At 66.8% G+C, this 12,306-nt stretch carries 12 protein-coding genes; 7 read left to right on the top strand and 5 right to left on the bottom strand.

The genetic code is table 11. From position 1 onward, the window contains the following. Positions 1–177 precede the first annotated feature (177 nt). The gene (locus HNP55_RS01100; RefSeq protein WP_184295224.1) at positions 178–432 is read left to right on the top strand and encodes a TIGR04438 family Trp-rich protein; all 255 of its coding nucleotides are present in this window, start codon (positions 178–180) and stop codon (positions 430–432) included. A 134-nt stretch (positions 433–566) separates the two neighbouring features. Next, on the top strand, positions 567–1,070 hold the full coding sequence (locus tag HNP55_RS01095; RefSeq protein WP_184295221.1) for an OmpA family protein: 504 nt from the start codon (positions 567–569) through the stop codon (positions 1,068–1,070). A gap of 18 nt (positions 1,071–1,088) precedes the next feature. On the opposite strand, the gene HNP55_RS01090 is transcribed toward HNP55_RS01095, so the two are convergent. Together HNP55_RS01090 and selD are read right to left on the bottom strand one after the other, a co-directional pair. Further along, positions 1,089–1,868, bottom strand: coding sequence for a GDSL-type esterase/lipase family protein (locus tag HNP55_RS01090; RefSeq protein WP_184295218.1), 780 nt, complete (start codon positions 1,866–1,868; stop codon positions 1,089–1,091). Positions 1,869–1,930: 62 nt separating this feature from the next. After that, complete coding sequence (gene selD / locus HNP55_RS01085; protein WP_184295215.1) at positions 1,931–3,004, bottom strand: selenide, water dikinase SelD; 1,074 nt, start codon at positions 3,002–3,004, stop codon at positions 1,931–1,933. A 151-nt stretch (positions 3,005–3,155) separates the two neighbouring features. On the opposite strand from selD, the gene HNP55_RS01080 reads away from it, so the two are divergent. Genes HNP55_RS01080 through phnE form a run of 4 tightly spaced genes read left to right on the top strand, consistent with a single transcriptional unit; the run spans position 3,156 to position 6,503 of the window. Next, positions 3,156–4,028, top strand: coding sequence for a putative selenate ABC transporter substrate-binding protein (locus HNP55_RS01080; protein ID WP_184295212.1), 873 nt, complete (start codon positions 3,156–3,158; stop codon positions 4,026–4,028). A 17-nt stretch (positions 4,029–4,045) separates the two neighbouring features. After that, a complete protein-coding gene (locus tag HNP55_RS01075) occupies positions 4,046–4,861 on the top strand; it encodes a phosphonate ABC transporter ATP-binding protein (RefSeq protein ID WP_184295209.1) in 816 nt (271 codons plus the stop codon). Beyond that, positions 4,858–5,700: a PhnE/PtxC family ABC transporter permease gene (locus HNP55_RS01070; protein WP_184295206.1), complete on the top strand. Its 843-nt coding sequence runs from the start codon at positions 4,858–4,860 to the stop codon at positions 5,698–5,700. Before HNP55_RS01075 ends, HNP55_RS01070 begins: the two co-directional genes overlap by 4 nt. Further along, positions 5,697–6,503 (top strand): phosphonate ABC transporter, permease protein PhnE, encoded by an 807-nt coding sequence (phnE, locus tag HNP55_RS01065; protein ID WP_184295203.1) that lies wholly within the window; start codon positions 5,697–5,699, stop codon positions 6,501–6,503. Before HNP55_RS01070 ends, phnE begins: the two co-directional genes overlap by 4 nt. On the opposite strand, the gene HNP55_RS01060 is transcribed toward phnE, so the two are convergent. From HNP55_RS01060 to HNP55_RS01050, 3 genes are all read right to left on the bottom strand, one after another. Next, positions 6,500–7,444, bottom strand: coding sequence for a peptidylprolyl isomerase (locus HNP55_RS01060; RefSeq protein WP_184295200.1), 945 nt, complete (start codon positions 7,442–7,444; stop codon positions 6,500–6,502). The two genes, phnE and HNP55_RS01060, sit on opposite strands and share 4 nt — an antisense overlap. A 198-nt stretch (positions 7,445–7,642) precedes the next feature. Then, a complete protein-coding gene (locus tag HNP55_RS01055) occupies positions 7,643–8,041 on the bottom strand; it encodes a VOC family protein (RefSeq protein ID WP_184296629.1) in 399 nt (132 codons plus the stop codon). A gap of 81 nt (positions 8,042–8,122) precedes the next feature. Beyond that, positions 8,123–8,452, bottom strand: coding sequence for a cupin domain-containing protein (locus tag HNP55_RS01050; protein ID WP_184295197.1), 330 nt, complete (start codon positions 8,450–8,452; stop codon positions 8,123–8,125). A gap of 205 nt (positions 8,453–8,657) precedes the next feature. Between HNP55_RS01050 and dnaE the strand changes: the two genes are divergently transcribed. After that, positions 8,658–12,287: a DNA polymerase III subunit alpha gene (gene dnaE / locus HNP55_RS01045; protein ID WP_184295194.1), complete on the top strand. Its 3,630-nt coding sequence runs from the start codon at positions 8,658–8,660 to the stop codon at positions 12,285–12,287. Positions 12,288–12,306: the final 19 nt, after the last annotated feature.

The following is a 12,306-nucleotide window of genomic DNA, read 5'->3' as shown; positions in this document are numbered from 1 at the left end:
GAGCAAGCAAAGAGTTCATCGCCTTTGAGCCGCCCGACCGAGCCTGGGTGGACTACAGTCTGGCGCGAGTCGTTTGAAAACGATCAGAAAGATTCTAGTGCTCGACCGTGTTGCGCGTGGCGTCGCTGTGCGAGCCCCGTATGTGTGGCGTGAATATTGTGGCTTGGGGGAAAAGAGATGTGGTTTGTGGCGATCGGCCTTGGCCTTTTGGGCCTGAAGTTTTTTGAGGTGGCACCGGTGGCGGCTTGGGACTGGTGGCTCGTGCTGGCCCCCTTCGCCATGGCTGCCGCTTGGTGGCATTGGGCCGATTCCAGCGGTCACACCCAGCGCAAGGCCATGGAGGCGATGGATGAAAAAAAGGCCCAGCGTCGTCAGCGCAGCCTGGAGGCGCTGGGTCAGGGCGAGGCCGGCAAGAAGAAGCCGCGCAAGTAAGTAGGACTTACGCAAAACCGTCGCAGCTGTGTTTGAGCGGCTCGGCGCTTGGCCCCTGGGCCTTGGCCACTAGAATCCCGCCTGAATCCAAGGCTGCTTTTTCCTCAATTCTTTGACTTTTGACTGGAGATTTCATGGCATCCGAACAACAAGACGACAGCCAACGCGCCGCGCTCTGGATCGTGGGCCTGGTGGTGGCCGCGGTGCTGCTGGTGCTGGTCGGCCGCGTGGTCTTCAATCAGCTGCATCATGCCAAGGCCCCGGTGGCCCAGGGCCTGGTGATCGAAGAAGAGCTGCTGCTGATCGATATGCCGCTGAGCGGCGAGGTGGTCGGCACCGTGTTCTTCGCCGTGGCCGAGTCCGCCATGCCGGCCGAAGCCGCTGCCGAACTGGCCAAGGCGCTTGAGGCCCTGGCCGCCGCTCCCTCGCGCAAGATCGTCATCGCCGGCTTCCACGACGCCAGCGGCGACCCGCTGAAGAACGCCGCCCTGGCCAAGGCGCGTGCCATCGCCGCCCGCAATGCCTTGAAGGCTGCCGGCATCGACGCCGCCCGCCTGCAACTGCGCAAGCCCGAATCCGCCCTGGCCGACGGCCCGGCCGAGCAGGCCCGCCGGGTGGAAATTCGCTTGCTGGACTGAGTCCTCTTGCTGGCGGCGTCACTCCTTTGCGGGTGCCAGCCGCTTGCGCACTTCGGCTGCCACGGCCCGGCCCAGTTCCGCATGGGCTTGCGCCGTGAGATGGATGCCGTCGGCGCTGTCCTTGAGCGAGACTGGCTGGCCTGCGTCCATCAGCGGCAGCTTGAGCCTCAGCGCTTCCTGCCGCATCGCCTGCGCCAGCTGCGCTGATTTGGCGACTGCGGCCGGACCGAACAGCTGCTTGAAAGGCCCCCGGCTCGGATCGCCAAAGGCGGGTGGGACGATGATCAGCAGCCGTGGCGCCTCCGGCGCGGCGTAGGGCTCGGTTCCGGCCCTGGCCTTGCGGACGAGCTGGCCAAGGCCGGCCGCGATCTGCTTGGGTGAGCGATGCAGGACGTCCATCATGTCGTTGCTGCCCAGCATGACGATCAATAGATGGACCGGGCCGGCCTCCATCAAGGCCGAATCCAGGCGCTTCAGGCCGTTGTGCTCGGCCCCGCTCAGCGGGCCGACGCCGGGCGGCAGATCGGCATTGAGCGTGCGGGCGATGAGGCCGTTGACCATGACTTGGTAGCCGGCTCCCAGGCCGTTTTGCAGTACACCGGCCCAGCGCTCGCCATCGGCATAACGGGGCAGGGGGCTGTCATCCAGGCTGGGTCGCCAACCCCAGGTATTGGAGTCGCCGTAGACCAGAATGCGCAGGGGCGCCGCGGTGGCCGGCTCGTCCGCATGGGCCGGCTGCATCCAGCCCAATAGGCAAATCAGGGGAAGGAGAAGGCGGCGAATGCTGTGGCTTGGCATGGTGGCGGCGTCCTTTGCTTGATTTGTCTGCCGGCGTCTTGCTGGCCGGGGCGACTCTCGTCTCAGTCCCGGATTTTCAGGCGCGGCGCGCCGGCATGGTCTGCTGGCGTGACGCGGCCCACAAGCGCCGCCTGCTGGAAGCCGTGCTGGGCAAACACCGCCATCACCTCGCCCAGCGCTTCGGGCGCGCAGCTGAGCAGCAGGCCACCGCTGGTCTGCGGGTCGCTCAGCAAGGCTTGGGCCTTGGCGGGCAGGCCGGCGGCCAGTTCGACTTCATGGCCGTAGGCGGCCCAGTTGCGGCCGGAGGCGCCGGTGACAAAACCCTGTTCGGCCAGCTCGCTAACGCCGGGCAAGAGCGGCACCTGGGCCCAGTCGATTTCCACCGCCAGGCCCGAGCCCCGGGCCAGCTCCAGCGCATGGCCGGCCAGGCCGAAGCCGGTCACATCGGTGAGGGCATGCACGCCCTCCAGCGCGGCCAGGTCGGGGCCTGGGGTGTTGAGCTGGGTGGTGCTGGCCATCATGCGGGCATAGCCCTCGGCGCTCAGCGCCTGTTTCTTCAGCGCCGCCGACATGACGCCCACACCCAACGGCTTGCCCAGCACCAGCAGATCGCCCGCGCGTGCATCGGCATTGCGTTTGACGCGCCCGGGGTGGACCAGGCCCAGGGCCACCAGGCCGTAGATGGGCTCCACCGAATCGATGGTGTGGCCTCCCGCGATGGGGATGCCGGCGGCCCGGCAGACCGAGGCGCCGCCTTCCAGGATGCGGCCTATCGTGGCGGTGGACAGCACATTGATGGGCATGCCCACCAGGGCCAGGGCCATGATGGGGCGGCCGCCCATGGCATAGACATCGCTGATGGCATTGGTGGCGGCGATGCGGCCGAAGTCGTAGGGGTCATCGACGATGGGCATGAAGAAGTCCGTCGTCGCGATCAAGGCCTGCTCGTTGTTGAGGCGGTAGACGGCGGCGTCGTCGGCCGTTTCAATGCCGACCATCAGTTCGGGCGGGATGGGCAGGGCGGCCGTGCCCTTGAGGATTTCGGACAGCACGCCCGGCGCAATCTTGCAGCCGCAGCCGCCGCCGTGGGACAAGGAGGTGAGGCGCGGTTCGCCATCAGCAACAGGGGAGGACATGGGGTGATCGAGCTCTTGGTGTCGTTGAAGGCAAGAGCATAAGCGCAGCGTCCGGCCGCCGCCCGGGCTATGCTAAAAACACAGGTTTTGTCAGCTGGCTGAGGGTTTGGATGGGTTCCAATCCGCTCTCACCTTTTCTGGAGCGCTTTCCATGCACCTTTCTTCCACGCCCCGCCGCCTGCTGCTGCAGACTCTGAGCGCCCTGAGCCTGACCGTTTGCGGCCTGGCGGCCCAGGCACAGGGGCCTGTGTTCCGCGTTACCGCGATTCCCGACGAGGCGCCCACCGAGTTGGCCCGCAAGGCCGCACCCCTGCTCAAGTATCTGGAAGCGCAGCTGGGTGCGAAGGTCGAGTTCACGCCGGTCAGCGATTACGCCGCCGCCGTCGAGACCTTGGTGAACAAAAAAGTCGATCTGGCCTGGTTTGGCGGCTTCACCTTTGTGCAGGCTCATGTGCGCTCGGGCGGCAAGATCCTGCCCCTGGTGCAGCGCGAGGAGGACACGAAATTCCGCTCGGTCTTCATCACCGCCGAGCCCGCCATCAAGAGCTTGGCCGATCTGAAGGGCCGCGATGTCTCCTTCGGCTCCGCCAGCTCTACCTCGGGCCACTTGATGCCGCGCAGCTTCATCCTGCAGGCCGGGCTGAACCCCGAGCGCGACTTCCGCCGCGTCGCCTTCAGCGGCGCGCACGACGCAACCATCGCCGCCGTGGCCGCCGGCAAGGTGCAGGCCGGTGCGCTGAACATCTCCGTTTGGGAAAAATTCGTGGCCGAGAAGAAAGTGGACGCCGAGCGCGTCAAGGTCTTCTACACCACCCCGCCATACTTCGACTACAACTGGTCGGTCCATGCCGATATGCCGGCCGCCCAGCGCGACAAGCTCAGCCGCGCCTTCCTCGGCCTCACCCGCGACAGCGAGCAAGGCCGCGAGATCCTGGAGCTGCAGCGCGCCACCCGCTTCGTCCCCAGCCAGGTCGATAACTACAAGGGCATAGAGGCCGCGGCGCGCAGCGCCGGCCTGCTCTGATTTCCCCGTGCTTCCCCATGCTTGATTTGAAGGCGCTGTGCGCCGCCCCGGCGGGCGCGCAGGCCGATGTGTTGAAGGGCATCGATCTGCAGGTGGCCGCCGGCGAGCAACTGGCCTTGATCGGCCCCTCGGGTGCCGGCAAGACCACCTTGCTGCACGTGCTGGCCGCCGCGCTGCGGCCGCGCAGCGGCAGCCTGGAAATCGCAGGGCAATCGCCCTGGCGCTTGTCGGCGGCCGAGCTGCGGGCCTTGCGCGCGCAGATCTTTCTGGCCCCGCAGGCGCCGCCGCTGCCGCCGCGCCAGCGCGTGGTGACGGCCGTGCTGGCCGCGCGTCTGCCGGCCTGGAGCCTGCTGCGCAGCCTGCGTTCGCTGCTGGCCCCGGTCGATCTGGCCGAGGTGCAGGCGGCGCTGGCGCGCTTCGATCTGGCGGGCAAATTGTTCGAGCGGGTGGACCGCCTCTCGGGTGGCGAGCGCCAGCGCGTGGCCCTGGCCCGCGCCTGGCTGAGCCCGGCCCGGCTGTGGTTGGTGGACGAGCCGCTGTCGGCCCTGGACCCGCAGCGCGCCGTCCAGGCCTTGCAAGCCCTGCGCGAGGAGGCGCAGGCGCGCGGCGTCAGCCTGCTCGCCTCGCTGCACCATGTGGACTTGGCGCTGGCGCATTTCCCGCGCATCGTCGGCCTGCGCGAGGGGCGGGTCTTGTTCGACCTGCCGGCGGCCGAGGTCAGCCCCGCCCATCTGCGCGAGCTGTATGCCCAGCATGAGGAGGAGCTGCTGGCCCCGCCCGTGATGCCACTGCAGGCCGAGACGGCGGCAGTCACCGTCTACCCCTGCCGATGAGCCTGCCCACATCCTCGCCGCAGCTGCGCGACCCGGCCTGGCATGGCCGCGTGCTGGGCCTGAGCCTGGCTTTGCTGCTGCTGTGGCCCTTGTTGCGCTTCAGCGAGTTCAGGCCCTGGCTGCTGCTGGCGCCGGAGAATCTGCGGGTGACCGGCCGCTTTGTGGCGGACTTTTTTCCGCCCGCCCACAGCCCCGAGTTTCTGGCCCTGCTGGCCCGCGAGGCCTGGCGCACCGTGGCCATGGCAACGGTCGGCCTGGTTCTGGGCCTGCTGCTGGCCCTGCCCATGGCCCTGGGGGTGACGCGGGTCTTGTCGATCTCGGCCCTGGCTTCGGCCCAGGGGCAGATGGCGCCTGTGCCGCGTGCCTTGCGTGGCCTGCTGCGCGCGGTGCTGGTGATTCTGCGCAGCGTGCCCGAGCTGGTCTGGGCGCTGATCTTTGTGCGGGTGGTGGGCCTGGGGCCCACGGCCGGCGTGCTGGCGATTGCGCTGAGCTATGCCGGCATGCTGGGCAAGGTCTATGCCGAGGTGCTGGAGAGTGGTGATGTCGCCCCCGCCCAGGCCTTGCTGCGCCAGGGGGCCGGCCGCTTGCAAACCTTTTTCTACGCCTTGCTGCCGCAGAATGCGGCCGAGCTGAGCTCCTACACCGTCTACCGCTGGGAATGCGCGATCCGCTCGTCCGTGGTGTTAGGCATGGTGGGCGCGGGCGGCCTGGGCCAGCAGCTGGACTCGGCGATGAAGATGTTCAATGGCGCTGAGGTCTCGGCCATCCTGATCGTGTTCGTGCTCCTGGTGGCCTTGGCCGATGGCCTGGGCGTTCTGTTACGCAGGAGCCTGGGATGACGCGGCCCGTCGTGATGCCCACCGCCTTGCGGCGCGCCCGGCTGCAGGGTCTGCTCTTGGTGCTGGCCTTGCTGGCCCTGACCGTGGCCAGCTTCATCAGCCTGGACCTGCAGTGGGGGCAGATGTTCTCGGCCGAGTCCGCGCGCAGCATGGGGCGCTTTGTGGGCGAGTTCTTCCCGCCCGATCTGAGCCCTGAGTTCCTGCGCCGGGTCGCCTGGGCCGGGGCCGAGACCCTGGCCATGTCGGCCCTGGGCACCTTGCTGGCCGCCCTGGCCGGCTTGGCGCTGGCCCTGCCCGCGGCTCATGCGCCGGGCCAGCGCCAGGCCCTGCTGCGCCGGCCCGTGCGTTGGCTCTTGAACCTGCTGCGCTCCATTCCCGAGCTGGTCTGGGCCAGCCTGCTCTTGATCGCCGCCGGCCTGGGGCCCATGGCCGGCACGCTGGCCCTGGCCCTGCACACCAGCGGCGTGCTGGGCCGCTTGTTTGCCGACGCGCTGGAGAACGCGCCCACGGCCTCGGTCTTGGCCTTGCGCGCGCAAGGCGCCGGCCGCCTGCAGGTGTTTCTCTACGCCAGCCTGCCCGAGGTCCTGCCCCAGCTGATCAGCTACACCCTGTACCGCTGGGAGAACAATATCCGCGCGGCCGCCGTGTTAGGCGTGGTGGGGGCGGGTGGCCTGGGGCAGATGCTGTCCTTCCATCTGAGCCTGTTCCAGATGGGCAAGACGGCCGCCTTGGTGGGCGCCATGCTGATCTTGGTGCTGCTGGTGGATGCGGCCAGCGACCGGCTGAGACGGGCCTTGGCTTAGCCCGCTGCTTTCACCGGCCGGGTCGGCGGCGGGCCGCCGCACAGCTCGGTGCGGCCGGGGTTGTGCACATACCAGCCGCCGCGGTTGCGGCGCGCGTCCAGGATTTGCGACCAGCTCTTGCTGTCGGTTCGCAGCACCTGCAGGGCGGGGCGTTCCTCGGCAGGGATGTCGGCCAGCAGGCGGGCGGATTTGATCTCCACGCGTTGCTCGGGCAGCTCGTAAAAACCCATATTCGGGCCGCCGCGCGGCAGGCTGGCCAGCAGATCCATGCCCTTGAGCACCCGGCCCACCACGGTGATATTGCGATCCAGGGCGCGCGGCGCCTGGCCGATGATGGCGTAGAGCTCGGCGCCGGTGCTGGAGTCCGCCGCCTCGTTGCGGCCGGCGCCCACCATGCCGTAGCAATGGGCCAGCCAGGCCTTGTTCTGCTTGGGATTGGCGGCGACGGGGAAGCCGTCGACAAAGCCCGTTACTTGGGCCCAGCCATCGGTCTCGGTCATGCGGGTCAGCGGCAGGCCGCGGTAGGCGATGCTGAATTCGGCCGGCAGCTTGGCCGCCGCCGCACCCAGGCCGCGGGCCTTGGCCGGCTCATCGCCGTTCGGGTCGCCCCATTGGGTGACGAAGTTGTCCTGCACCCGCACGATGGCCAGGCCGTTGTAGAAGCCCTGCTGGGCCAGCTTGCGGATATTGGCCACATGCTTGGGCGCGAAGCGGGGCGCCAGCTCGATCAGCACCTGGCCCTGGGGCAGTTCCATCGCCAGCGTGTTCTGTGGGTCCAGATCACGCCAGTCGCTGTTGGGTGACTGCTGTATCACCTCGGCGGTCGTGAGCAGCTTGGGTTTGGGCTTGGGCGGTTTGGCCAGGGCCAGGCCGCTGAACAAGAGGGCGATCAAACCGGTTGAGAGGGCTGCTGCCTGAGCGGCGGGCTTGCGGATGAACATGGCGCTGGGTCTCCTTTGGGCCGGCAGCATACGTGCAAATCGGGCGGGTGCGACGCTTGCTCTTTTCTGGGGCCACCGCTCACCGTTCACGGGGTCAAGACCGTCGGCCAGGGGGGGAAGGATTTTCTGGGCGTCTGTTGGGGGGCATCGCTGTCTTCCTGCGGGTGGGTGAGAACACAGTGTCCGCTTGAACGAAACCTAAACCTCAGTGTTGATGACGGCTTCGATACGGATGCCTTCGGGATCGACGACAAAGGCGGCGTAGTAATGGGGCCCGTAGTGCGGCCGCAGCCCCGGTGCGCCATTGTCCTGGCCGCCCTGGCCAAGGGCGGCTGCGTGGAAGCGATCGACGGCTTCCCGGCTCGGTGCCGAAAAAGCCAGGTGGAAGCCCGGGCCGGGCGCCACGGCATTGTCGGGGCGCTGCTTCAGCGCGAGCTTGTCGTCGCTGCCCGGTTCTCCGTAGCCCACGGCCTGGGTGTCTGCATCGCCCTCGAAGTCGGTCCACACGCGCACATAGCCCAGGGGTTCAAGCACGGCGTCATAAAAGTCTGCGGCGCGCCGCAGGTTTTTGACGCCGAAAGAGAGGTGGTGGAGCATGCCCATGGTTTTGCCTTTAACTGTATGAAATAACAGTATATGGCTGGCATGCCACGCCAGGCCGGCGGGGTAACCCTTGGGCTATTTGATCAATGCGATGGTGAGCAAGGCGGAACTGTCTTCCAGCGCATGCACGCCATGCAGGGCCTTGCCGGCCAGGTAGAGCATCTGCCCGGCGCGCAGCAGGCATTCATCGGCCTCCAGCGACACGGTGATGGCGCCTTCAATGCACTGGATGGTGATGTCACCGGCCACCTTGTGGGGTGGCAGCGACTTGCCGGCGAGCAGCACCAGGCGGATCAGCTCCAGGTGCTCGGACTTGAACAAGGCGACGGTCTTCGCTTCATGCAGCCCGGCGCCCAGGGGGCGCAGATCCAGCACTTGTCCGGGGGAGATGTGAGGGATGGCCATGCCGGCAAGTATGCGCCCGGGAGCTCGTCCAAGGCTAGGAGCGTGGGTGGCAGAAGGCACGTCGGCTGCAAATCCGGCAAGAACTGGCCTCGCTGGGGCCGCTTTTCGCTCTCGACGCCTTCTGCCGCCCACGCTCCTAGGTCTCGCATCGCAAAGCCGATCGGGCAGGCAAAGCCGCGGCGATGCGCGCCTTCTACAATGCCCCATGCCTTTCGTACACCTGCGCACCCACACCGAATTTTCCGTCGTTGACGGCACCCTGAGAACCGATGACGCGGCCGCTGCTGCGGCCAAGGATGGCCAAGTGGCCTTGGGTCTGAGCGACCTGGCCAATATGTTTGGCGCCATCAAGTTCTACAGCGCCTGCCGCAAAAAAGGCGTCAAACCCATCCTGGGTGCGGACTGCTGGCTGGAGCCCGAGGGCTCGGACAAGAACCCCTCGCGCCTGCTGCTGCTGGTGCAGAACAAGCAGGGCTATCTCAACCTGAGCGAGTTGCTGTCGCGCGCCTGGATTCAGAACGTGCAGCGCAACCAGGCCTGCCTGAAGTGGGAGTGGCTGCGCGAGCTGAACGAGGGCCTGATCTGCCTCTCGGGTGCACAGCACGGCGGTCTGGGTGCGGCCCTGCTGGCGGGCGACAAGCCGCGTGCCCTGGACTGGGCCCGCCGCTTTACCGACATCTTTCCGAACCGCTTCTACATCGAGTTGCAACGCGCCGGCCTGCCAGGCCAGGAGGCCTTGGTGCAGGCCAGCGTGCCCTTTGCGGCCGAGCTGAAACTACCGGTGGTGGCCACCCATCCGGTCCAGTTCCTGGGCGAGGAGGATTTCGAGGCCCACGAGGCCCGGGTCTGCGTGGCCGAGGGCGAGACCCTGGGCAATCCCAAGCGCATCAAGCGTTTTGTGCCGGGCCAGTACTTCCGCTCGCAAGCCGATATGGAGGCCTTGTTTGCCGACATTCCCTCGGCCATTGCCAACACGCTGGAGATCGCCAAACGCTGCTCCATCAGCCTGGTGCTGGGCAAGCCGCAGTTGCCCAACTTCCCGACGCCGCTGCTGGAGGATGGCGTTACGCCCATGCCCATGGAGCAGTACTTTCGCCAGCTCTCCTTCGAGGGCCTGGAAGACCGCCTCCAGCTGCTCTATCCCGATGCCGCCAAGCGCGACGCCGAGCGGCCGCGTTATGTGGAGCGCCTGGAGTTCGAGCTGAACACCATCATCAAGATGGGCTTCCCGGGCTACTTCCTGATCGTGGGCGACTTCATCAAATGGGCCAAGAACAATGGCTGCCCGGTGGGGCCGGGCCGGGGTTCGGGGGCGGGCTCGCTGGTGGCCTATGTGCTCTTGATCACCGACCTGGACCCGCTCCAGTACAACCTGCTGTTCGAGCGCTTTCTGAACCCCGAGCGGGTCTCCATGCCCGACTTCGACATCGACTTCTGCCAGGGCAATCGCGACCGGGTGATCGACTACGTCAAGCGCAAATACGGCCTGCCGGCGGTCAGTCAGATTGCGACGTTTGGCACCATGGCCGCCAAGGCGGCCTTGCGGGACATCGGCCGGGTGCTGGGCATGGGTTATGGCCAGGTGGACGGCATCGCCAAGCTCATTCCGGCGCCGCCGGGCAAGACCGTCACCCTGGCCCAGCTGCCCGAGAACTTCGACCCCGCCAAGGAGAAGGTGATCTACGCCCGCCACGAGGCGCCCGAGATCAATGAGCGCGAGCAGCAGGAAGAAGAAGTGGCCGAGCTGCTCAAGCTGGCCGCCCGCGTCGAGGGCATGGTGCGCAATATCGGCATGCATGCCGGCGGCGTGCTGATCGCGCCCGGCAAGATCACCGACTTCTGCCCCCAGTACCAGCAGCCGGGCTCGACCAGCGCCGTGAGCCAGTACGACAAGGACGATGTGGAGGCCATAGGCCTGGTGAAGTTCGACTTTCTGGGCCTGGCCACGCTGACGATTCTGGAGCTGGCCAAGGACTTCATCGTCGCCCGCTACCCCGATCAAAAAAGCTTCGCCTTCGAGACCATCCCGCTGGACGACCGGCGCACCTACAAGCTCTTCTCCGACGGCCTGACCGAGAGCGTGTTCCAGTTTGAATCTTCCGGCATGCAGCGCATGCTGAAGGACGCCAAGCCCTCGCGGCTGGAGGACTTGATCGCGCTGAACGCGCTCTACCGCCCCGGCCCCATGGACCTGATCCCCACCTTCGTGGCGCGCAAGCATGGCAAGGAGGTGGTGGAGTACCCGCACCCCTTGACGGAGCCGGTGCTGGCCGAGACCTACGGCATCATGGTCTACCAGGAACAGGTGATGCAGACGGCCCAGGTGCTGGGCGGTTACTCCCTGGGCGGCGCCGATATGTTGCGCCGGGCCATGGGCAAGAAAAAGGCCGAGGAGATGGCCGAGCATCGCGCCATCTTCCGCAAGGGTGCGGCCGTCAACGGCCTGGACGAGGCCCAGGCCGACGAGGTCTTCGACCTGATGGAGAAGTTCGCCGGCTACGGTTTCAACAAATCGCACGCCGCCGCCTACTCCCTGCTCGCCTATCACACGGGTTGGCTGAAGGTGCATTTCACGGCCGAGTTCTTCGCCGCGAACATGACCATCGAAATGGACGACACCGACAAGCTCAAGGTCTTGTTGAACGACGCCAAGCTCTTCGGCATTGACTTCGAGCCGCCTAACGTCAATCTGGGTGTGCACCGCTTCGAGCCCATCATGCCGGGTGACGGGGTGTTCCCGCACTGGGTGGCGCCGGCCGCGGGCGCCAAGCCCAAACGCATCAACTACGGCCTGGGCGCCATCAAGGGCACGGGCAAGGGCGCGATCGACTCCATCGTGGCGGTGCGCGAGAAGGGCGGGCCCTTCAAGAGCTTCTTCGATTTTTGCTCCCGCATCGACCGCAAGGCCTGCAATAAGCGGGTGGTCGAGGCCTTGATCAAGGCCGGCGCCTTTGACAGCCTGGAGAGCGACCGCGCCCGCCTGCTGGCCAGCGTGGCGCGCGGCTACACCCATGCCGAAACCCTGGAGGCCAATGCCGACCAGGGCGGCCTGTTCGACTTTGGCGACTCGCATGCTTCCAGCACGGCCGAACCCGATCTGGTGGAGGCCAAGCCCTGGAGCATCAAGGAGCGGTTGACGCTGGAGAAGACGGCCATAGGCTTCTACCTCAGCGGCCATCTCTTCGACCAGAGCGGCGAGGAGGTGCGCCGCATGGTCAAGCTGCGCATTGCCAACTGCAGCGACATCCGCGAGCCGGTGATGGTGGCCGGCATCGTCAGCGATCTGCGCATCATCAACGGCAACCGCGGCCGCGTGGCCATCTTCAAGCTGGACGACAAGAGCGATCAGATCGAATGCGTGGCCAACGAGGAATTGCTCAATGCCAATAAGGAGCTGCTGGTCGACGACGAGCTGCTGATCCTGCAGGGCAAGGTGCAGATGGACCGCTTCTCGGGCGGCTTCCGCATGAATGTGCAGGCCGTCTGGGACCTGGCCGGTGCGCGGGCGCGTTATGGCAAGCATTTCTACGTGCCGGTGCGCGAGCACTTGCCCGCGCTGCAGGAGGTGGTCCAGCAATGGCCGGCCAAGCAGCTGACGGGTGAGAACGGCACGGTCCGCCAGGGCCTGAGGATGATCACCCATCACTTCCTCTCGGGCGAGCAGGCCGGGGCCGAGTTCAAGATCGAGCTGGGCGAGGACAGCCGCTTCTGGCCTTGCGACGAGGCCTTGGATCGCCTGGCCCAGATCACCGCCCAGCCGGCGCTGGCCGCCAAGCCCGGCCAGGCCGCCAGGCCGGCGCAGGCGGGGGGCTATATCGCTTTTGAAGCGGGATAGGAATGAGCGGGGGGCGGGT

The organism is Roseateles oligotrophus (assembly GCF_014204525.1).
Classification (GTDB): Bacteria; Pseudomonadota; Gammaproteobacteria; order Burkholderiales; family Burkholderiaceae_C; genus Paucibacter_A; species Paucibacter_A oligotrophus_A.
Note: the sequence above shows the minus strand (reverse complement) of the source record. Positions and strands in the feature narration are given on the sequence as shown.